The organism is Vibrio sp. R10-SF1-ISO8, assembly GCF_059833805.1.
The window spans coordinates 468,787-489,729 of sequence record NZ_JCBDHL010000019.1; the positions used below are offsets into that span (position 1 = coordinate 468,787).

A 20,943-nucleotide genomic window follows, 5' to 3' on the forward strand; every position below is an offset into this window, starting at 1 on the left:
TCACCCGATCATAAATGCTACCTTGGTATGTATTTTATAAATTTGACCCCTACAGAGCGTGAGCACAATTCCGGGTTTACATTTAATCGCTACAAATAGAGAGCGGCAAAAATATCATTATTGTGAATATCAATAACGAGAAAACCCTATGAAAAAAATAACATCAATATTCGCTGCCACAGCTGCACTCTGTATTCCTCAAGTTGCCAGTGCCGAGGCAATACTTCATGCATTCAATTGGAAATACTACGATGTCACTCAGAATGCACAACAAATTGCTGCCAACGGTTATAAGAAAGTGTTGATTTCACCAGCAATGAAGTCAAGTGGGACTCAATGGTGGGCACGCTATCAACCACAAGACCTCCGTGTTATCGACTCACCGCTAGGGAACAAACAAGACCTAGAGGCTATGATTGCGGCTCTTAAAGCGCAAGGTGTTGATGTCTATGCTGACGTCGTTCTGAATCACATGGCGAATGAATCTTGGAAACGCAGCGACCTCAATTACCCTGGTACCGACGTATTAAATGACTACTCATCTCGCGCTAGTTATTACGCAAATCAAAAACTGTTTGGTGATTTGAGCCAAAACCTGTTCTCAGCATCAGACTTTCACCCTGCAGGATGTATCACTAACTGGAACGATCCAGGTCACGTTCAGTACTGGCGACTATGTGGCGCGGATGGTGATACCGGTCTACCAGACTTAGATCCGAACAACTGGGTTGTATCACAACAAAAAAGTTACCTTAAAGCGCTAAAGTCGATGGGTATCAAAGGCTTCCGTATTGATGCGGTTAAACATATGAGCCAATATCAGATCGATCAAATTTTCTCTTCTGACATTACATCCGGAATGCACGTGTTTGGTGAGGTGATTACTAGTGGCGGCAAAGGTGATTCCGGTTACGAAGCATTCTTAGCCCCATACCTTAACAACACCAATCATGCTGCATACGATTTCCCACTGTTTGCTTCTATTCGAGGTGCTTTCTCTTTTGGTGGTGGGCTAAACCAACTGCATGATCCGCAGGCGTATGGTCAAGCATTAGAAGATGCACGCGCGATTACCTTTACTATCACCCACGATATCCCGACGAATGATGGTTTCCGTTACCAAATTATGGACCCTACCGACGAAAAACTCGCCTACGCCTACATTCTAGGCAAAGATGGGGGAACGCCTCTTATCTACAGTGATGAACTGCCTGACAGCGAAGATAAAGATAATGGACGATGGGCAGATGTTTGGAAAGATTCAACCATGATCAACATGCTCAAATTCCACAATGCGATGCAAGGTAAATCAATGACCATGCTACACAGTGATCAATGTACCTTGCTGTTCAAGCGTGGCAAAGAAGGGGTTGTCGGAATCAATAAATGTGGTGAAAGTAAAACAATCACTGTTGATACCTACCAGAATGAGTTTAACTGGCACGTTGCGTATAAAGATGTCTTAAGCTCAGATACGACAACAGTTAACTCACGTTACCACCAATTTACTGTACCCGCACGCACCGCTAGAATGTGGAAGCTGTAGCAGTACACCATCTCAAAGGCCTAATCATCGCTTAGGCCTTTGAACTAACCTCTAGACACCTAAGACCGCTATCCTAAACCTTGGCTTTTACTATAATTATTTTGTGTGTAAGAATGTCTGACCACACTGTTATGGATTAAGTCGTACCTATGAAATTTCAAGCTGCCATCTTTGATATGGATGGGCTATTACTCGACACTGAACGCGTTTGTATGCGTGTGTTTAAGCAAGCCTGTGAAAATGTCAATCTCCCTTTCTATGAAGACGTGTATCTATCAATCATCGGTAGAAACTCTGCGGGCATTGATCTGATTCTTCGCCAAGCATATGGTGACGATCTTGATAGGCTGCATGCAGAATGGCGCATAAATTACGATGCCATCGTCAAGCATCAGGCAATACCGGTAAAAGATGGTGTTGTTGAGCTACTAGAGTGGTTGAAAAGCAACAATGTTCCAACTGCAGTGGCGACCTCCACTCATCGTGAAGTCGCTACGATTAAACTCGAACTCGCTGGTTTGTCTAAGTATTTTGATAATTTGACTTGCGGCTGTGAGGTCATACACGGTAAACCTGACCCAGAAATTTACTTACTTGCAGCTGAGCGCCTAGATGTACAGCCAGAACACTGCCTTGCATTTGAAGACTCCAATAATGGCGTTCGCAGTGCCGTCGCAGCTCATATGACGACATTCCAAATCCCCGATCTTGTTGAGCCTTGCGAAGAGGTCGCCGCATTGGGTCATCAGATCCAGCCTTCCTTAATTGATGTCCTTGCTTATTTAAAAGCAGATCACTAATCGCCATCCAGGCTTAGACCAACTAAGCCTGTTTGTTTATTAGTAATCCCTTATATCCTTTCCCAATTTTCAATAACCAGTTGTTCTAATAAAAAATTCCTTAAGGGCTTTTTATCCGACTTATGTATCCCAATGTTTATTATTGCCGGATAACAATCTGAATAAGGAATAACAATGACAAACCAATACGTACCACCAAAAGTATGGAAAATGGATGACGAGAACGGCGGCCAATGGGCGAGTATCAACCGTCCTGATTCTGGTGCTCGTCATGAGAAAGCGTTACCTGTTGGTCAGCACCCTATCCAGCTCCACTCTATGGGTACTCCGAATGGTCAGAAAGTCACAATCATGCTCGAAGAGTTGCTTGCACTTGGCGTGACAGAGGCTGAGTACGATGCATACTTAATTAAGATTGGCGAGGGCGACCAGTTTGGCTCTGGCTTCGTAGAGATAAACCCAAACTCAAAAATTCCCGCATTAGTTGACCAATCGGGCGATGCACCGATTAATGTGTTTGAGTCAGGCAATATCTTGCTCTATCTCGCAGAGAAATTCGGTCACTTTCTTCCAAGTGATATTGCGGCTAAAACTCAAGTCATGAACTGGTTATTCTGGCTTCAAGGCTCTGCTCCTTATCTAGGTGGCGGATTTGGTCACTTCTATGCTTATGCCCCAGAGAAGTTCGAATACCCGATCAATCGCTTTGCCATGGAAGCAAAACGTCAGTTAGATGTTCTTGATAAACAACTGGCAAACAACACCTTTATCGCCGGTGAAGAGTACAGTATCGCTGATATCGCAATCTGGCCTTGGTATGGCAACCTAGTGTTAGGTAAGACCTATGATGCCGCAGAATTCCTAGACGTTGATAGCTACAAAAACTTGAAACGCTGGGCAGAGCAAATTGAAGCCCGAGAAGCTGTGCAGCGCGGTCGCATTGTTAACCGTTCTTGGGGTGAGGATTGGGAGCAAGTTCCTGAACGTCACAGTGCTGAAGATATTGATAAAGTACTGGCACTAAAACCTTAACCCTAATCAATACAATCCATAAAGCCCTACTAAATATTTAGTGGGGCTTTTATTTTATAGATACCTAACTATTCAGTCCTAACCCTCACAATCGAAATCAACCACAAAACTAAGGGTTGATTCGACAAATTTAATTGATAATAATTATCATTACATTAAGTTGAGGTGCATATGGATAATCAACAGCTACTTTATAACGCATTCTACAAATCTCAGGATCGATTTCTTGATCGTTATACTCAGTGTGGGTTTGAACCTGATGTCATTCATGACTACATACATTGGGGTATGTTGTTGGCATCCCAATATGAGTCTGGAGCGAACAATGAAAACCCACTTCTGTGTGAGCTTTTCCTGCGCCAGCTCTATTTTCATCTGCTTGATGCAATTCAAGATCCAATACGCAGCCGAATTTTTCGTCGAGTCTGCCTAGACTCTATCCATACCCCATTGATGTGCCTAAAACGCTACTACTATCAATGGGAAGATGGTGACGTTCAGTTTTTACACCTAAAACAACAATTACAGCGCATACAAGCGCCATTAGACTAATTCAAAAGGACCCAATGATGACTCAACGCCCTACTGCACAAGAATTTCGTACCGAGAAAGACAGTATGGGAGAGGTAAAAGTACCTCTTAATGCTCTATACCAAGCTCAAACTCAGCGTGCTGTTGATAACTTTCACTTCAGCAAACATGTGATGCCAGAAGGCTTTATTAAAGCACTGGCCTACATTAAGCAAACCGCCGCTTTGACCAATGCCCAACTAGGACTACTAGAAGGTGATATCGCACAGGCTATCGCAGATGCAGCACAAACCATCATTGATGGTGAGCACATGGGGCACTTCCCTATCGATGTCTATCAGACAGGGTCTGGCACCAGTTCAAACATGAATGCTAATGAAGTGATCGCAACGCTCGCCTCAAAATTACTTGGTGGCGATGTGAATCCTAACGACCACGTTAACATGGGGCAAAGCAGTAACGACGTTGTTCCTACTGCAATCCAAATTAGCTCGGTATTAGCGATAGAAACGCAGCTTATCCCAGCGTTAAACCATCTATCTAAAGTGCTAAACGATAAGCGAGCTGAAGTTGGCGACAGTGTTAAAACTGGCCGAACGCATTTGATGGATGCGATGCCAATTACATTCGACCAAGAATTAGGTGGCTGGCAGTTCCAAATAGAACAAGCGAAAACTGGCATTGAACACTCTCTGCTTGCAGTCAAAGCCTTAGCGCAAGGTGGTACGGCTGTTGGCACAGGTATTAACGCTGACCCTAGATTCGCGGCTAAGTTTGCAGACAATCTCGCCCAAGCGACGCGTATTGATTTTGCTTCTAGCGAGAATTTCTTCTACAACCTCAGCAGCCAAGATGCCGTTGTTGCGCTTTCAGGTCAGTTAAAAACGGCCGCGGTAGCAACAATGAAGATTGCTAACGATCTACGCTGGATGAACTCTGGCCCACTGGCAGGTTTAGGTGAAATTGAACTGCAAGGTCTTCAGCCTGGTTCATCAATCATGCCAGGAAAAGTTAACCCTGTAATTCCAGAAGCAACAGCAATGGCAGCGGCTCAAGTAATTGGTAACGACACGACAATCACGGTGGCCGGTCAGTCAGGAAACTTTCAGCTTAACGTTATGCTACCAGTGATTGCTCACAACGTACTGGAGAGCATTGAGCTACTCGCTAACAGCGCAACTGCACTAGCAGATAAGGCAATCGCCACATTTAAGGTCCGCGAAGACAACCTCGAAATCGCATTGGCGAAAAATCCAATTCTGGTGACAGCCTTAAACCCAGTGATTGGCTACCTGAAAGCAGCAGAGATTGCGAAAAAGGCCTACAAAGAAGGTGAAGCGATTATTGATGTTGCTGAACGTGAAACCGATTTAGATCGTGCAACACTAGAACGTTTGTTGAACCCAACGAAGTTGACCAAAGGTGGTGTCGCTGAATAGCGTATTTGGTCGGTCAAAACAGAAAGCACACATCCTTGTGTTGTGTGCTCTAGACTAAATCCAAGCCAGAGACAACAGCAAAAATGGTAAGGCAATCGCCGATGCCATTTTTGCTAACGCCAAAAACTCTCTTAGCATCACTTCACGCTTAGGTGAAACGGCTGCTTGCGAGAATGGCGCCGCAACTTGTGCACTGTTCATATGTCCTCAAACAAATGAGATGTGAAAGGAGCGGCAATTCTATAGCTAGCTCTGCTTGACTTCAACTGATATAAAATTAGCGAATATTTTGTGCAATTCTCCACAATACGCCTGATGGATCAATTACGCAGAACTCCAGCATTCCCCACGGCTGCTCAATCAACTCAGTCACTTTACAACTAAAGTTTTGCTCTATCTGCGAGTCTTTAACATGACTAAACCAGCTATTCGCGTCCTCAACCAGTATGTGCATCATGGTGTTTTCTGCATGCTCAACGTTATAGTAGTTTTGCAGCAGAAAAGCGTGGCCTTCACGCCTTAAATAAGCAACATCACCAAAAACTGAAGCGACCTCAAAGCCCAGAGCCTGATAAAATCGTTGTGACTCATCGAAGTCTTTACTTGGAATAAACGATTTGATTTCTGTGATGGCTAAATTACTCATAGTGAGCACCCTTTCCCTTGGCAAAAAACAATTAGGTGAGCAAGCATACTCTGTTTGTAAGTGAGAATCGATATCAATAACCAATTTTCGTCACGACCATCTTATGATCGGAACCATTCGGCTTTTCTACACTCCTACGCTCACAGATCCTTCTGCCACTTTGACTCGACTTTAGCCATAAATGATCGATCGCAATCATAGTAAAATCCGGGGTTTGAAGTTGATCCACCCAATTTGGCCAACTCGCGACTGGGGCGGTTTGAAAACTAGGGAACATTTTTCCAAATCGAAGGCTCACAGAAGAGAGGTTAAAGTCACCGACAACCAACACTTCGTCACTGATATACAACTGATTTAAGGACTCAATAGTACGGATAATGGCATTGCGTCGATACCATAGCTCTTTGGTCCTCGGGGAGGTGGGGTGCGCCACCATAAGCGTAATATTAGGATGTTTGTTTGGGTGCCATGTCCCACGAATAATCGCTTGTTCATCAGGCGTGAGAAAAACCGACATATCTTTTAGTGGTGAGCGACTTAACACCATCTGACTCGATGGATAACCTATTCCCTCTTGACCGCCATAGTAATAAGGGTAAACGTCATCAAGGGTTTTAAGCTTCTCACCTATTTCCGGAGCCACCTCTTGGAGAACCACCAAATCACTTGGATTGGCGAGCAAATAATTAATGAACCCATTTACATTGTCGTTCTCGTAGTAAAGGTTAAATTGAGTCACTGTGATTGGGTTGACGCAATTGGTAGTAAGCACACGAATCGACTTAGGTGTCAGTAGAAAGAACACGCTAGAAATGACTAAGCAAACACCCGCTTGTAGCCATTGCCTGCTGAAACAAAAAGCGACACTCATTAGCCAATAAACGAGCAGGAAAATAGCCGGAAAAGCGACAATGTTTTCTATCCACCACGTTGATTCGTAGAAAGACAGACTCACCCAAGCCAGTGCTGGAATAAACACAATAAACCAAATAACTGCTCTTCTCACCGATGCTCACTCTAGAAGATAAGGTTTAGTAAGTATGGTCTACAACGGGTAGTTTTCTCTAGATTGTCTCAATCTTAAGCAGCGAGTTTGTTATAGCCAACTCTCAAATTTCGATAACAATCAATAATATTGGAGAATGTGAATGAAACTATAAAATCAATAACGCTATACTTATCGAACAGAGCTAACCCTCTCAAGGAGTGATATGAGTAAGCTAACGGACAAAAAACTAATCAATCTTATCACCTATGCTCCCGCTACAATCGTTGCTTTTTTTACCCTATTATGGGTATCGTTTACCGTTAGAGACACCATCCTAAGCTCTCAAGAAGACCTCGCTTCACTCCAACACGACTATGAGCAAAGACAGCTTGTCGAATTGACCAACCGCGTAGAGTACGTCACACAGCAAATTGAGTTCGCCCGTGACCAAACAGAACAACAACTAGAAAGTACGATTAAAGAACGAATCTACGAAGCACACGCTATCGCCACTCGCATCTACGAAAACAACAAACAACTCCCTGAAAAACAAGTCACTAAGCTCATCACTGACGCCTTAAGAGATATTCGCTTCAATAACGGACGCGGCTACTTCTTTATCTATAAGACAGAAGGCCTCAATGTTATGCACCCTCTGCTCCCTAGAGTGGAAGGGACGTCTTTATGGGATTTCAGAGACGTACGCGGTAGCTACATTGTCCGAGAAATGGGCGAACAAGTTAAAGCTAAGGGCGAAGACTTTTATCGCTGGTGGTTTGTAAAACCCAATAACAAGAATCATGAGTTTGAAAAAATTGGGTTCGGTAAATATTTTGCACCCTATGATTGGTTTATTGGTACGGGTGACTATGTTGTCGACGTGGAAAATGACATCAAAGCGACTTCGCTCGAATGGTTAAAAAACTTAAGATTTGGTGAGCACGGCTATGTCTTTGTCGTTGATGAGAACGGTCAAGTTCTCTCTCATTTAGATCAGTCGTTAATTGGCAAAAGCATCTTTGATATTGGTAGTGAAGAAGTTAAAGAAGGCGCGAAGCGTATCATGGAAACCAACAAGGGCATTGTGAAATACATCGCGCCTGTTGGCCCTTCTAATATCTCTAACTACTCTAAAACCAGTTACGTCGTCAAAGATGAAAACTGGGGGTGGACAATCGGTGCAGGTATTTATAACGAACTAAACAATCAATATTTGGCCAGCCGTGCTCAACAAGCTGAACAAGAACAAAAAGCAACACTACAGCAAATGCTCGTAATTGGTGGATTCACGATATTCGTTGTCGCTGCTTTGTCTTTAGTGCTTAGCAGACTTATCGCTAATCGATTCAAGCGATTTGAAAAAAGAATTAACCGCGATTTTGATGATTTACAAGATACCAAGGACAAACTCGAATACATGGCAAGTCACGACGAGTTAACCGGACTGCCTAACCGAGCCCAACTTCACAACAATATTCGACAAGGTATTCAACTTTCCGAAAAGGCATGTTGTCAATTAGCAGTGATGTTTGTTGATCTAGACGACTTTAAGAAAGTGAATGACTTATACGGACACAGTGCCGGCGACAAGTTACTCAGCGAGATCGGTAAGAAGTTTGATGAGTTCTTAGGTCCAAATGACTTCGTCGCTCGCTTTGGTGGCGATGAGTTTATCTTCTGTTTCTCTAAGCTGAAAAACCTTTCTGAAACCGAATCGAAAGTCGACAAGATAAAAAACGTGTTTAAACAACAGTTTGTTATCGATGGTAAGGTTATTTTTGCCAGCTGCTCTATTGGCGTCTCCATGTATCCATCAGATGGAGAGGAGCCTGAGGATTTGATTTCAAAGGCCGATATCGTTCTCTATAAATCTAAGGCACGTCAAAAAGGCGATGTTCTGTTCTTCGACAGCTCCATCAATAAACAGGTGCAGTACGATTTCTTGCTTGAGAGAGAATTAAGAGAAGCCATCGAACGTGACGAGCTGACCGTCAGCTATCAACCTCAGGTCAACGCCCAAACGGGTGAGCTGCATGGCGTTGAAAGCCTACTGCGCTGGTATAACCCACAACTTGGAAATGTGTCTCCATTAGAGTTTATTTCACTCGCCGAAGAGATCGGACTCATAGGTCAGATCGGAGAGTTCGTACTAAACAAAGCCTGTGAAGAGTTTACCCGTGTCTTTCCATCTCCAGAGTACAACTCTACCCTATCGATTAACATCTCCCCAATGCAGTTAATGGATAAGGCCTTCATCAGCCAACTGATAAAAGCTATAGAAACTAACAACTTACCAAGCAGTCGAATCACGTTAGAGATAACGGAAAATGTGTTAATCAGCGACCTACCTAAAGTGACTCCTATTATTAATCAGATAAAAGAGCTCGGCTTTACGATTTCTCTTGATGACTTTGGTACCGGTTATTCATCTTTGAGTTATTTGAGTAACCTACCGTTGGACGAACTCAAAATTGACCGAGTCTTTGTCGATAAGATGCTGAGCTCTGAACGAAGTGACTCTTTGGTCAAAGCCATTCTCGCTATCGCGCAGTCCGCCAAGATGAGGGTTGTTGCTGAAGGCGTGGAGACTGAAGCGCAGAAAGCCGTACTGATCGAATATGGATGCGATATTTTGCAGGGCTACCTTATTGAAAGGCCAATGCCCATTGCACAATTGGCAGAAAAGTATACTGAGTTATAGTTCACGTAATTTTGTTGACACTGAGGTTACAAATCTCGCTAAAAAGTCGCTAACATTTGTAGGACCTCCTTCATTTGGTTAATGGTTTTTCATGGCCCTACGCTTATACGCTACTTTATTCTTTGGCTTATTTGCCTTCGATGCAAATGCATCTTTGCAGCAGATTTGGCAACAGTTTTATCAAAGCGCATGGTCTATAAGTGAAGTGACATTGTCACAAGAAGAACTCTCTCAGTATCCTCATGAGTTGCTCACTTCGGACAGCCAATATCCCAATTTTAGCCAGTTTTCGTGGTTAGACCTTGAAACACTTTCTAAAGTCGCAACACAATGTCAGGCTCCTTTAATTTATAGTCCTTCTCTGAAAAGCGCGATTGAGTTTGAGCTTTATATTTGCAACGAGAAGGCGATCCCGGACTCATGGTTTAAGGAAAATCCGAAACGCCACCCTGCTGGAGGCACTTTTGTCGACCGCTACTTCGAAAGCATCAAGCCAGTTAACGACCAACTAGTGGTTTGGTTATCTGGCGACAACCCATCACACCCATTGCGAAGTGCATTCAACAAGATTTCAGAGACTGGAAGAGACGCACTACTTAAAGGTTACCGGGCTTGGCTAGAGCCTGACGCTCTATGGCTAAATGGAGAACAAGGTTGGAAGAAGATTCTCAACAAAGATTGGCAGCCTATTGCACAGCAGTTTGCGATCACGATTAATGGCCACCAGTGTGACTTTCGCTATAGCAACCTGTGTATCGCTAAGGCTCAATCCAATGGATATATAGCGGCGATAATCGCTTACGCCTTTTCTTTAGTATTGGCTTTGATCTTAGCTCGCACTCTTTATCTAAAACGTCAGCAAAACCGAAACAAGCGCTTTATCTTACAGCTACTGACACATGAGCTGCGTACTCCCATTGCCAGTCTCGGTATGACCGTCGACCTTTTTCGCCAAGAGTTTGATTCGTTGAGTGATAACTCGCAACAGGCAATGTGGCGTTTGTTAGAAGACTATCAAAGACTAGCTCAGCTCACCGAAGCCAGCAAAGGGTACTTGAGTTCAAAAGAAAGCTACAACGACGCCAATCAAGAAGCCTATTTAAGTGAATGGTTAGATCATACTTGCTCTGGGCAGAGCGTTGACTTCTGTTTGGATGAAGACAAACAACTCACACTCCCCTTCTATTGGCTCAGTATCTGTTTGAACAACCTGATAATAAATGCCAAACAACATGGTGAATCTCCAATCAAAGTCCATGTTTCTGCCAATGAGAAGCTCTGTATTACCGTTTCGGATGCTGGACAATTCCCTTCCTATTGGGATCGTATCAGAGTGAGAAAAAACACCAACCAAGACAGTAATATGGGCATCGGCCTAAGTTTGGTTCGCCATCTGATGTCTCACCTCGGTGGGAAACTTACCATCAACACCAATCCAACACGCATTACTTTGGAGCTGCCTCTATGAATTCAATCCTGCTCGTTGAAGACGATCAACTGCTCGGTCAAGGAGTCCAAGCGTTTTTGCAATCCAATGGCTATCGCTGTATTTGGGTTACTAACGCTAAAGAGGCCGAAAAGCATTGGTTTGGCGCCGATCTCGTGGTGTTGGATCGACAGCTTCAAGACGGCGACAGCCTTCGAAATTTACCTAATTGGCTTCAAACAAAAGCACTGCCTGTCATCGTGCTAACGGCCAAAGTCGAGGTTGAGCAACGCGTCGATGGGTTAATGTGTGGTGCGAAAGACTATATGACTAAGCCCTTTGCACAAGAAGAACTCTTAGCCCGTATCGTTACCCAACTTCGTCCTCTGGGCTCAAGTACGATCGCTTATAAAACCCTTTCTATTGATGTATCTATGCGACAGGTGCTCGACCAAGATAAACCAGTCACCCTGAAACCGAAGGAGTTCCAGCTTCTCGTTCTCTTAATACAAAACCAAGGTCGTGTTTTCCATCGTGAAGAGCTGCTCAATAAGATCTGGGGTTACCAAGCTTTTCCCACAACGAGAACCGTAGACAACCATATCTTGAAGCTGCGGAATACCTTACCGTGTTTAGAGATAGAAACACATCGTGGTATAGGATATCGATTGGTGGAAAGCTCATGAAACATAAGGCTTGGATGGTTCCACCATTGCTGATTGCTCTCGTTGCTCCTTTTTGCGCGGCAAACAACACTCCATGGTTTCGCGATACACCAATGCAGTCGACAATGGAGGCTGTGCTCGAAAAGCAACCTAAACAAGCATGGCAAGAACTCACTCTCTCCCTGAGTCAGAATCACATTGACCCCAAACATTGGCAACCTGTTAAAGAGGCCATATTGGCGCAATCAAACTGTGGTCACCAGCTTGATTACATTGTATCTGCAATACCAACTCGCTTAACGCTCTCTTTTATCAGTCGTAGCGGTTTCTCTAGCAGCGGCTACCAAGTCAAGGTATCGACAGAAGAAACACAACAAGGTGGTCATTTCTCGCTCGTCAATCAACAAGGGGTTACTCTGTTGTCGGGAGAGATTGAGCCTCACAAGAACTATCAAGAGTGGGAAACCAACGAACTCATTACTGCTCCTGATACGGGACTCTACTATTTGAAATACAATCGTAGCGAGTTGCCTGTTGTTGTTTCTCATTACGATAGCAACCACTGGCTTAATCGTTCAACAATTGATAGTTCTCAGGTTCAGGCAAGCCTTCCTCAACTCAATAACGGCTGCGCGAAACCTGTTGTGAATCTCCAATGGTTTGATTCCCGCTACAATCAAGTAGGGAGCAAAAAAGCACTACAAGTGACAAACAATCAAATAAGACTAGAGCAACTGCAACCGCCTACAAATGCTCACCACTTAAGTGCCTCTACTCTCATTTTTGAGTATCAGCCCGGGGTAAAAATTGAGTACATTCATCGTATCTCGTTACCCTTTTCAAATAGAGACAAATAGGTGACAAATATATACAACCATTAAGCTGTAATAGGCATATTGAAAACAACACGAAGTTAAATATGCCTTATAAACCAACCACCTTAATCCTATCAACCATAGCTGGCCTATTGTTCTCCTCCGCTTCACTAGCAACATCAGTTGACGGCATTTCACTCACTGCTAACTCACAATTAGTGAACATCAACCCAAGCTCACTGGCAATAAAGTGGAACAATCAATCGGTCAACCAAGCAGGTCTACAAATTGATGGTGTCAGTCAGCAAGCCGTACAGCTTGAGCAGCTTTCTAGCACACACTTTCAATGGACTCTTAAGCCGAGCAACATCCGTGTAGACGCAAAATTAGCATCAACTCTGAGCTTGTCTTTCCGCCTTGCTGAAAATCAAACCGTGATAAGAGACCAACCTATTACCCTGAGTTGGTATAATCTAGCGGAAGAAGAGGTACAGGAGCTTTATTTACCTTTTAGTGAAGGCATGCGGGTTCCAACCGCAAACCCTGCATGGATCAAATACCTATCTGATAGCCGCGATGGCTCTAACACCACTCAAGATCTAAAAATGCCCTTTTGGACCTCTAAGCAGGGCTCTCTATACATTACCTGGCACATGGTGACCGCAACCAATAATTCGCTATCTTTTCACCAAGCTGCTGAAAAACTCGATATGAGGGCTGCGCATCAATTTACCTCTCTCAACTCTAAACAGCCCTTTACCGTCTCCATTAGTATTGGTGATGATTGGTTAAGTGGAGCGAAGCAGTATCGCCTATGGCGAATCGATAATGGTTTTAGTTCTACGTTGGCCGAGAAAAAACAAGCTAACCCAAACATCGAAAAGCTTATTGGCGCTAGTCAGGTGTATCTATTTGGTTCTGATGGAATTAGTGTTCAAGATGTCAGTGATTGGTGGGGTTTACACTCATGGTTGTTTAAGCGTGCTCAGCTTGCGATAGAAAAGTCAGCTCGAAAAGAGTTACAAGGTCTGCTCAAAGGCAAAGATTGGCTGAGTCACTATAACAAACAGTTGCTAGTAGACTCTATCAACCTCGCCCTTGATAAAAAGTTTAACGCACCAACACCAACTATGGTCGACAACGCCATTGAAGCGCAGTTTAAAGCCGCACAACAAAAGAAGCAGTGGTTAAGCATTCATGCAGGGCAATACCTCATTGATCCACAGCGATGGGGACAAGCTATCTCAACCGATATGGTAAAGAACCTTAAAGCTTCAGGTTTAACCCATTTATGGCTCGGGTTTGATAACTGGATGCCCGCCTTTTACCAGCCAGAAGTTATTCAACGAGCTAAGCAAGCCGGGTATTTAGTCGGTACTTATGACTCATACAATACTGCAATACCCCTTGGACTCAACGATGGGTGGCTTACCGCGCAACTCCCTAACCAACTTCGTCATTCCTGCGCTATCGAACTGGCAGATGGTTCAAAGAAAAAGGGCTTTCGTGGTAACGGCTATTACCTCAACCCACTTTGTGAAACAGAATACGTAAGCAAACGAGTTTCAGACATTATTCGATTTGGTCAGTTCGACAGTTTGTTCATTGATGTCGATGCTACTGCTATGGCGCGTGAAGACTACAACTTAAAGACAAGTGAACCTGATATGTTACTTGGGTTTAACTCGCGAATGCAGTCAATTGTCGCTAAGAACAACGTCGTACTCGGATCAGAGGATGGCAACGCACTCACCACCTCGGGCATTGCTTTTGCCCATGGTTTAGAAACCATTGGGTTTGGCTGGAGTGATAAAGAGATGAAACGCGATGCCAGCTCACCCTACTATCTGGGTCGTTGGTATCCAAACCACAAACCAGATTTCTTTTTCAAACCTGCAAAAATCAAAGAACCCTATAAAACATTACTTTTTGCGCCTCAATATCGTATTCCGCTTTATCAAGCCGTCTTTCACAATGAGGTGATTAACAGTCACCATTGGCACTCTGATAGTCTTAAATTCAGTGATGTTAAAATCGAGCGTGACCTAACAGCTATGCTTTACAATGTTCCCGCGATGGTTCACCTCAGTAGAGACGAAGTATCGTCACCAAACCGCAAGAGATTAGTGCAACTTAAACACTACCAATCAGGTTTTAAGCCTCTACATCAGGCGCTTTGGGATAAGCAGTTAAACCGTTTTGAATGGTTAACTGAAGATGGCAAGGTCCAGCAAACGACCTTTTCTGATGGCAGTAAGATAATCGCCAACTTTTCAAACAAAGAAGTTGAACTAGCCAAGTACAAACTTGAGCCACAGTCTATATTGGCTTTGCTCGAAGGCAATAAAGTAATGAGGTGGAAGCCTTTAGAACTGAAGTAATAACGAAAAAAGGATTAATACCACTGTATTAATCCTTTTTCGGTCAAGCTTACTGCTTAGTAACGGCTATTCATTCCATAGTGATTCGCCATGCTGTCTTCTATGCTTCCACCTTTCCAAGAAGAAGGACTCGCTAGTTTAAGGACATCTATCGCCGTGTATTCCACGCCGGCAAAAATTTTATAGCTTAGCTCTTTACGTAAAGCATCTAACTGAAATTGGCTAAGTTCAAACTGGTCACATTGCTCGCTAGTGAGCTCATTACAAAACAGCGCAAGGTTATAGTGAAAGTAACGTTTGGAAGCCCCAACAGATATTGCAGCCTGTAAAACTTGACCAGCAGAGTAAAAGTCTCGTGAACCATACCCCTTAACCAAGGCAGGGGTCATTTGAGCAATCATTTTCCGTAGCGCTCTGCGCTTAAAAAAGGTTCTGAAAATAGGCATAGCTATCAATACCTGTACTACTTGATTTGCCACCACTATAGTACGAACCTCACTTCAAAAAGGGCTTTCTAGCTGTAGCCCGTACGTTTCATAATTGAAAATTATCTTTGCACTTTTAATAATTACCAGCTCATGACAAAAGTGTTAACTTAATCAGTATTGGTTACACTGATATAAAGATCTGCTAATAACCACAGAATCTTCATAACAGCTCAGATATGGATATAGAACCAACAACCTCCAAATATACAACAACTATTTTTGACTTTTCGCCCGCTTAGTAGCTGCTATGCGGGCATTTTTCTGTCCACTATTCTTATTCCACTCAACAATTCACTCGAATTAATCACTTGTTTAAATATTGATTAATTTTTGTCATATCGAATACTTAGCGTGCACTCTATAATTAATCGAATGTTTAATTTTTGAGGTAATAAGCGTGGCAACGACACCTAGGAAAGCAGGTCGTCCCAGCGATAGCATTGACGCTCGGCATAATTTGATTCATCACGCCCGTGAACTTTTTACAGTGATGGCTTACGACAAGGTTTCAACACGCCTTGTTGCCAATCGAGCGGGCGTTAACGTAGCAATGATCCGCTACTACTTTGGTAACAAAGAAGGTCTGTTTGAAACTATGTTGCGAGAAACCCTCGCGCCAATGAAACAACAGATGGACATTCTGGTTAAAGATAGCTCGCAAAAGAATTTTCTCGATATCATGCGAACTTACTACCGCGAAATGATCAAAGTGCCCCAGTTTCCACGTTTGGTTTCCCAAGTGATGCATATGGATGCCTCTGATACGCAAAGGAAGTTATTAGAGAAAGTGTTCTTCGACATCAGCCAACCAATGCAAATGGTGATGTTTGAAAAGCTTGTCGACAGCAAAATATTGAGAGCAGATGCAGACCCCAAGCTATGTAAAGTCTCTTATATTAGCTTGATGGTCTTTCCTTTTATTGCTCCCCCAGCCCTACTTGCCGTCCACGGAATTGAGCTGAATGAAGAGTTTCTCAACCAATTGTTTGAACACAATATCAAATTAATGACACATGGATTTCTTACCTCCAACGACCAGCAGGAACAACAATGATGAAAATAAATAAGAAGCTACTGTTTTTTCCAGCGCTAGCCGTTGGTGTCATCGCCTTAGTGTTAGCTGTAAAAATGAAACCCGATCTACCGGTTAAACCCGCGGGTGACCGAGCGCGCTTGGTAGAAACCACGACTTTGGAGCTACAAGCTATCGCACCAAAAGCGATTGGCTTTGGTAAAGTTGCGCCCAAAATTGAATGGAAAGCGATCGCGGAAGTGACAGGGAAAGTCGTTTATCGCCACCCAAGGCTAGAAAAAGGACAGGTGCTTCAAGCAGGGACAGAAATCCTGCGTATCGACCCACTCGATTACGAGTTGAAACTGGTACAAGCTCAAGCTGACCTCAAATCTGCTCAAACCTCTTTAGCTAAGCTTTACCAAGAAGAAGATAACCTTAAACAGACACTCAAAATTGAAAGCAATCGTCTGGTTATCGCTAACAAAGAACTACAACGTAAACAGAACCTGCGCAAAAAAGGGCTCACTTCACAGTCTGATGTTGATCAGCAAGAGCAAAGTGCGTTGTCGCAACGAAAACTAGTTCTCGATATTGAAAACCAAATCGGTTTGATGCCCGATGAAAAACGCGTTGCTGAAGCTTTAGTTAAAGTCAACACCTCTAAGGTCGAAGAGGCACACCGTTCGTTAGAAAAAACCATTATCACGCTGCCTTACGACTTACGTATTGCCGCCGTTGATATCGAACAGAATCAGGTGGTGAACCTACAGCAAACCATGGTGACTGCGCATGGTATGGATGTGATGGAAGTAGAAGCTCAACTTTCTATTCATGATATGCACACGCTTGCTTCTAGCATCGGCGAATTTAGCCGTGACGAATCCGGTATCCCTCAACCAGACATGACCTTTATCAATGCTAGTATTGAACTGAGCAGCGGTAACATGAAAGCAACTTGGCCCGCAAAAGTAAGTCGAATCAGTGAAACCGTCGACCCCAATCAAGCGACTGCTGGGGTAATCTTGGAGATTCAGCAAGACTACCGCAATCTAAACCCTAACAGTGTACCTCCACTCGTGAATGGGATGTTTGTTCGTGCATTTATTGAAGGTCAAGCAAATCCAAGCTGGGTGATTCCTGAGCGTGCACTTCACGGTGACAAAATTTACCTAATGGATGAAGCGAATAAGCTGTCCATCAAAACTGTCACCGTCCTTTACCGTCGCGACAATAAAGTCATTATTGATGGTGACCTGAGCCAAGGTGACAGGCTAATCCTTAATGACCTACTGCCTGCTATCAACGGCATGCTGCTTAAAGAGGCAACGGTGACTAAAGAGGAGTCAGCACAATGATTAGATTCTTCGCTAAACACCCGACGGCAGCTAACTTGCTGATGCTCGGCTTGCTCGTTTTGGGTATCACATCGCTGCCCAATATCAAAAGGGAAACCTTCCCTGAGTTTGATCCTCCATACATCATGGCGGGTGTGGTTTACCCAGGCGCTTCACCACAAGAAGTGGAAGAAAGCATCTGTGTTCGAATGGAAGATGCAGTCGATGGTCTTGCCAATATTGAAGAGACCCAATGTGAAGCGATTGAAGGCTCTGCAAGACTGATCCTTAAACTGAACGAGAAAGCAGACATTGGTCGTATGTTGGTTGATGTGCAAACGCAGATCAACTCCATCAATGATTTCCCACAAGAAATAGAGTCGCCGGTTGTTCAAGAACTCGATTGGAACGAACCTGTTGTTGATGTCGCCATCACAGCCGATACCACATGGCCGGAGCTTAAAGCCTACGCCGAACAGCTTAAACGAACGTTAAAGCTTGACTATGACGTATCTCTTGTCGATGTGGCTGGATTTTCTGATCACCAGTTCCGCGTCGAGTTAGACTCTCAAGCAATGCGTCAGTTAGGTTTAAGTGTTGGTGATATTGCGACGCAAATAGGCCGCCAGAACATCAAGCTACCGAGCGGTAATGTTGAGACGCCAGACAAAAACTTTTTGATCCGCTTTGATGAAAGGCGCATTACACCGCAGCAACTGGAAAGTATTGTCGTTGGCTCTGGTCCAAACGGCTCGCTCATTCGCCTTAAGGATATTGCGACCATCACAGATCGCTTTGAGCTCGATGAGCAGAAGGTATTATTCGATGGACACCCTTCCGCCCTGCTTAAAGTCAGTAAGAACAAAGAGGATGATGCGTTACGGATTAAAGAGCGTGTGGCGCAATTTGTCGAAGAGCAACAAGCTATCGCGCCTGATGGTGTCAAGTTAGAGCTGACCAACGATCTCTCTTCTGTACTCTGGGATCGCTTAACCATGATGGTCAGTAATGGTTGGCAGGGTATCATTCTTGTCTTCGCGACTATGTGGCTATTCTTTAGTTTGCGCTACTCTTTCTGGGTTGCTGCGGGCTTGCCTGTCGCTTTCCTTGGTGGCTTGTTTTTGATGGCGCAGCTGGGTCTTTCCATCAATATCATGTCTTTAGTCGGTCTACTGATGGCAATCGGTATTATGATGGATGATGCAATCGTTATTGCGGAGTCAATCGCGGCACACTTGGACCGAGGTGAAGACGTCGACAACGCGGTGAGCAAAGGCGTGAAGAAAGTGCTCCCGGGCGTTATCTCTTCTTTCTTAACCACAGTCTGCATCTTCGGTAGTCTATTATTCTTGCAAGGTGAAATGGGCGCCGTGCTTAAAGCCGTGCCTCAAGTGTTAATTCTGGTATTAACACTGAGCCTGGTCGAAGCCTTCCTAATTCTACCGAATCACCTCTCTCACTCTCTACATAAAGAGAAAAAAGAGAAGCCACCAGCGAAGTTTAAGAATAAACTGCTCGATGGATTTGAAAACTTTAGAAATACAACACTGGTTAGCGCGGTCGAGAGAGTTGTTGAATTTCGATATGCCTTCTTAGGTGGTGTAGTAGCGCTACTTCTTGTCTCGGTCGCGACAATAGCGGGTGGATTGCTTAAGTTCCAACCATTCCCAGAGTTAGACGGAGACATAGCAGAAGCTCGTATCATTCTTCCTCCTGGCTCATCTTTGGCTCAAACCGAAGCGGTAGTCGATAGAATAGTGGCGTCTGCGCAAAAGCTAGATAAGGAATGGACAGAGAAAGTCGAAAACGGTGTACCTCTCATTCAACACATTACCAGTCAGTTTAATTCGAATGCCGATGCCAACGAATCAGGCCCTCATATTGCGACGGTAAGACTCGATTTACTCGGTGCAGAAAGCCGTAACACTATTATTGATGACTTTATTGCGGCTTGGAGACAAGACATCGGTGAACTGGCTGACCCTATTTCTCTGGTCTTCAAGCAGCCGACAATGGGACCGGGCGGACGAGCGATTGAGATACGAGCTAAACACGACGATCTCGATGCGCTAAAAGCCGCTTCGATTGATATTCAACAGTACCTGAATGAGTTTGATGGTGTGCACGGTGTGCTCGATGATATGCGTATGGGTAAAGAAGAAGTGCTCGTCAAGCTTCGTCCGGGCGCAGAAACGTATGGTATTAATGGACAACTGATCGCTAACCAACTTCGTGCGGCCTTTTTTGGACAAACCGCAGACGAGATTCAGGTGGGTGTTGAAAACATCTCTATCGAAGTGCGTTTAGACAAAGTGCAAGCAGGCGATCTCCAGCAACTGGCTAATTTCCCCATCATTATGTCTGATGGAAGCCAAATTCCGCTTGCAACAATAGCGACACTAGACTTCCAGCGAAACTATGTGCGAATTCAACGTATCGACGGATTAAGAACCATTAGTGTGTTTGGTGACGTTGACAATACCAAAGCGAACTCAACCGCAATTATTGCCCAATTCCAGCGCGACGAAGCCCCTAAATTAACAGCCAAGTACCCAGGATTGCGCTTTGATTTTGAAGGGGAAGCAAAAGACACCGCTGAGACAGGCGCCTCAATGGGTAAAGGCTTCCTGCTAGGGCTATTTGGGGTGTTCGCAATACTGAGTTATCAGTTCAGAAGCTATCTAGAACCCGTTGTTGTTATGTTAGCTATTCCATTGGCGTTCATTGGCGTGGTTTGGGGGCATATTCTTCTCGGCCACTCACTCAGCATGCCTAGTATGATGGGGTTTGTCTCTTTGGCGGGTATCGTGGTCAACGACTCGATTCTACTCGTTCAATACATACGCCATCACGTTGATGAAGGCGATAGTGTGCATGACTCCGTTGTTAAGGCAAGTAGAGAACGTTTTAGAGCCGTCTTCCTGACCTCGATGACAACCGCTGCAGGTTTGCTCCCGCTATTGACGGAAACTAGCTTGCAGGCTCAGGTTATTCAGCCTTTGGTTATCTCGATTGTCTTTGGTATCTTCGCCTCAACTTTACTCGTGTTGTTTATGATTCCAGCCGCCTATGCCGTCCTCGCAGACTTTGGATTGGTTCATAAGCACGAAGAACTTTAACTAAAAAAAGCGGGTCA

General features: G+C 44.2%; 17 protein-coding genes. 13 read left to right on the top strand and 4 right to left on the bottom strand.

Translation table 11 applies throughout. From position 1 onward, the window contains the following. The first annotated feature begins 148 nt into the window (after window positions 1–148). The 5 genes from AC6R00_RS17060 (at window position 149) to AC6R00_RS17080 (ending at window position 5,348) form a co-directional block, all read left to right on the top strand. Entirely contained in the window at window positions 149–1,546 is a 1,398-nt protein-coding gene (locus AC6R00_RS17060) for an alpha-amylase family protein (protein ID WP_500641290.1), read from the top strand. Window positions 1,547–1,695: 149 nt separating this feature from the next. Then, a complete protein-coding gene (locus AC6R00_RS17065; RefSeq protein WP_500641291.1) occupies window positions 1,696–2,346 on the top strand; it encodes an HAD family hydrolase in 651 nt (216 codons plus the stop codon). 174 nt (window positions 2,347–2,520) lie between these two features. Next, complete coding sequence (gene yghU / locus AC6R00_RS17070; RefSeq protein ID WP_500641292.1) at window positions 2,521–3,378, top strand: glutathione-dependent disulfide-bond oxidoreductase; 858 nt, start codon at window positions 2,521–2,523, stop codon at window positions 3,376–3,378. 171 nt (window positions 3,379–3,549) lie between these two features. Next, complete coding sequence (locus AC6R00_RS17075; protein WP_171320846.1) at window positions 3,550–3,930, top strand: hypothetical protein; 381 nt, start codon at window positions 3,550–3,552, stop codon at window positions 3,928–3,930. Window positions 3,931–3,947: 17 nt separating this feature from the next. Beyond that, the gene (locus tag AC6R00_RS17080; RefSeq protein WP_500641444.1) at window positions 3,948–5,348 is read left to right on the top strand and encodes a class II fumarate hydratase; all 1,401 of its coding nucleotides are present in this window, start codon (window positions 3,948–3,950) and stop codon (window positions 5,346–5,348) included. A 54-nt stretch (window positions 5,349–5,402) separates the two neighbouring features. Here AC6R00_RS17080 and AC6R00_RS17085 read toward each other — a convergent pair whose 3' ends face one another. The 3 genes from AC6R00_RS17085 to AC6R00_RS17095 all read right to left on the bottom strand — a co-directional run bounded on the left by AC6R00_RS17085 (window position 5,403) and on the right by AC6R00_RS17095 (window position 7,000). Next, window positions 5,403–5,549, bottom strand: coding sequence for a hypothetical protein (locus tag AC6R00_RS17085; protein WP_500641293.1), 147 nt, complete (start codon window positions 5,547–5,549; stop codon window positions 5,403–5,405). 76 nt (window positions 5,550–5,625) lie between these two features. Continuing rightward, window positions 5,626–5,994, bottom strand: coding sequence for a VOC family protein (locus AC6R00_RS17090; RefSeq protein WP_500641294.1), 369 nt, complete (start codon window positions 5,992–5,994; stop codon window positions 5,626–5,628). Window positions 5,995–6,067: 73 nt separating this feature from the next. Then, on the bottom strand, window positions 6,068–7,000 hold the full coding sequence (locus AC6R00_RS17095) for an endonuclease/exonuclease/phosphatase family protein (protein ID WP_500641295.1): 933 nt from the start codon (window positions 6,998–7,000) through the stop codon (window positions 6,068–6,070). 205 nt (window positions 7,001–7,205) lie between these two features. Here AC6R00_RS17095 and AC6R00_RS17100 point away from each other — a divergent pair, with 205 nt between their 5' ends. The 5 genes from AC6R00_RS17100 to AC6R00_RS17120 all read left to right on the top strand — a co-directional run bounded on the left by AC6R00_RS17100 (window position 7,206) and on the right by AC6R00_RS17120 (window position 14,970). Then, window positions 7,206–9,683 carry a bifunctional diguanylate cyclase/phosphodiesterase gene (locus tag AC6R00_RS17100; protein ID WP_500641296.1) on the top strand — a complete coding sequence of 826 codons (2,478 nt, stop codon included), beginning with the start codon at window positions 7,206–7,208 and terminating at the stop codon, window positions 9,681–9,683. Window positions 9,684–9,774: 91 nt separating this feature from the next. Continuing rightward, a complete protein-coding gene (locus tag AC6R00_RS17105; protein WP_500641297.1) occupies window positions 9,775–11,151 on the top strand; it encodes an ATP-binding protein in 1,377 nt (458 codons plus the stop codon). Next, a complete protein-coding gene (locus AC6R00_RS17110) occupies window positions 11,148–11,795 on the top strand; it encodes a response regulator transcription factor (RefSeq protein WP_500641298.1) in 648 nt (215 codons plus the stop codon). Before AC6R00_RS17105 ends, AC6R00_RS17110 begins: the two co-directional genes overlap by 4 nt. Further along, window positions 11,792–12,631: a DUF2861 family protein gene (locus AC6R00_RS17115; protein WP_500641299.1), complete on the top strand. Its 840-nt coding sequence runs from the start codon at window positions 11,792–11,794 to the stop codon at window positions 12,629–12,631. Before AC6R00_RS17110 ends, AC6R00_RS17115 begins: the two co-directional genes overlap by 4 nt. A gap of 62 nt (window positions 12,632–12,693) precedes the next feature. Further along, window positions 12,694–14,970 (top strand): glycoside hydrolase, encoded by a 2,277-nt coding sequence (locus AC6R00_RS17120; protein WP_500641300.1) that lies wholly within the window; start codon window positions 12,694–12,696, stop codon window positions 14,968–14,970. A 56-nt stretch (window positions 14,971–15,026) separates the two neighbouring features. Here AC6R00_RS17120 and AC6R00_RS17125 read toward each other — a convergent pair whose 3' ends face one another. Beyond that, on the bottom strand, window positions 15,027–15,416 hold the full coding sequence (locus tag AC6R00_RS17125; RefSeq protein ID WP_500641301.1) for a DUF6559 family protein: 390 nt from the start codon (window positions 15,414–15,416) through the stop codon (window positions 15,027–15,029). Between the two features lie 439 nt (window positions 15,417–15,855). Here AC6R00_RS17125 and AC6R00_RS17130 point away from each other — a divergent pair, with 439 nt between their 5' ends. The 3 genes from AC6R00_RS17130 to AC6R00_RS17140 are packed head-to-tail and all read left to right on the top strand — an operon-like array spanning window position 15,856 to window position 20,926. Continuing rightward, window positions 15,856–16,512: a TetR/AcrR family transcriptional regulator gene (locus AC6R00_RS17130; RefSeq protein WP_500641302.1), complete on the top strand. Its 657-nt coding sequence runs from the start codon at window positions 15,856–15,858 to the stop codon at window positions 16,510–16,512. Continuing rightward, on the top strand, window positions 16,512–17,828 hold the full coding sequence (locus AC6R00_RS17135; RefSeq protein ID WP_500641445.1) for an efflux RND transporter periplasmic adaptor subunit: 1,317 nt from the start codon (window positions 16,512–16,514) through the stop codon (window positions 17,826–17,828). The genes AC6R00_RS17130 and AC6R00_RS17135 overlap by 1 nt, the downstream gene beginning before the upstream one ends. Then, window positions 17,825–20,926, top strand: coding sequence for an efflux RND transporter permease subunit (locus tag AC6R00_RS17140; protein ID WP_500641303.1), 3,102 nt, complete (start codon window positions 17,825–17,827; stop codon window positions 20,924–20,926). The genes AC6R00_RS17135 and AC6R00_RS17140 overlap by 4 nt, the downstream gene beginning before the upstream one ends. Window positions 20,927–20,943: the final 17 nt, after the last annotated feature.

What these genes read in the sequence shown, in the direction of transcription:
- AC6R00_RS17120 (WP_500641300.1), top strand. Translation starts at nt 12,694, where the DNA reads ATGCCTTATAAACCAACCACCTTAATCCTATCAACCATAGCTGGCCTA.
- AC6R00_RS17110 (WP_500641298.1), top strand. Translation starts at nt 11,148, where the DNA reads ATGAATTCAATCCTGCTCGTTGAAGACGATCAACTGCTCGGTCAAGGA.
- AC6R00_RS17135 (WP_500641445.1), top strand. Translation starts at nt 16,512, where the DNA reads ATGAAAATAAATAAGAAGCTACTGTTTTTTCCAGCGCTAGCCGTTGGT.
- AC6R00_RS17080 (WP_500641444.1), top strand. Translation starts at nt 3,948, where the DNA reads ATGACTCAACGCCCTACTGCACAAGAATTTCGTACCGAGAAAGACAGT.
- AC6R00_RS17140 (WP_500641303.1), top strand. Translation starts at nt 17,825, where the DNA reads ATGATTAGATTCTTCGCTAAACACCCGACGGCAGCTAACTTGCTGATG.
- yghU (WP_500641292.1), top strand. Translation starts at nt 2,521, where the DNA reads ATGACAAACCAATACGTACCACCAAAAGTATGGAAAATGGATGACGAG.
- AC6R00_RS17100 (WP_500641296.1), top strand. Translation starts at nt 7,206, where the DNA reads ATGAGTAAGCTAACGGACAAAAAACTAATCAATCTTATCACCTATGCT.
- AC6R00_RS17075 (WP_171320846.1), top strand. Translation starts at nt 3,550, where the DNA reads ATGGATAATCAACAGCTACTTTATAACGCATTCTACAAATCTCAGGAT.
- AC6R00_RS17105 (WP_500641297.1), top strand. Translation starts at nt 9,775, where the DNA reads ATGGCCCTACGCTTATACGCTACTTTATTCTTTGGCTTATTTGCCTTC.
- AC6R00_RS17065 (WP_500641291.1), top strand. Translation starts at nt 1,696, where the DNA reads ATGAAATTTCAAGCTGCCATCTTTGATATGGATGGGCTATTACTCGAC.
- AC6R00_RS17125 (WP_500641301.1), bottom strand. Translation starts at nt 15,416, where the DNA reads ATGCCTATTTTCAGAACCTTTTTTAAGCGCAGAGCGCTACGGAAAATG.
- AC6R00_RS17085 (WP_500641293.1), bottom strand. Translation starts at nt 5,549, where the DNA reads ATGAACAGTGCACAAGTTGCGGCGCCATTCTCGCAAGCAGCCGTTTCA.
- AC6R00_RS17090 (WP_500641294.1), bottom strand. Translation starts at nt 5,994, where the DNA reads ATGAGTAATTTAGCCATCACAGAAATCAAATCGTTTATTCCAAGTAAA.
- AC6R00_RS17115 (WP_500641299.1), top strand. Translation starts at nt 11,792, where the DNA reads ATGAAACATAAGGCTTGGATGGTTCCACCATTGCTGATTGCTCTCGTT.
- AC6R00_RS17060 (WP_500641290.1), top strand. Translation starts at nt 149, where the DNA reads ATGAAAAAAATAACATCAATATTCGCTGCCACAGCTGCACTCTGTATT.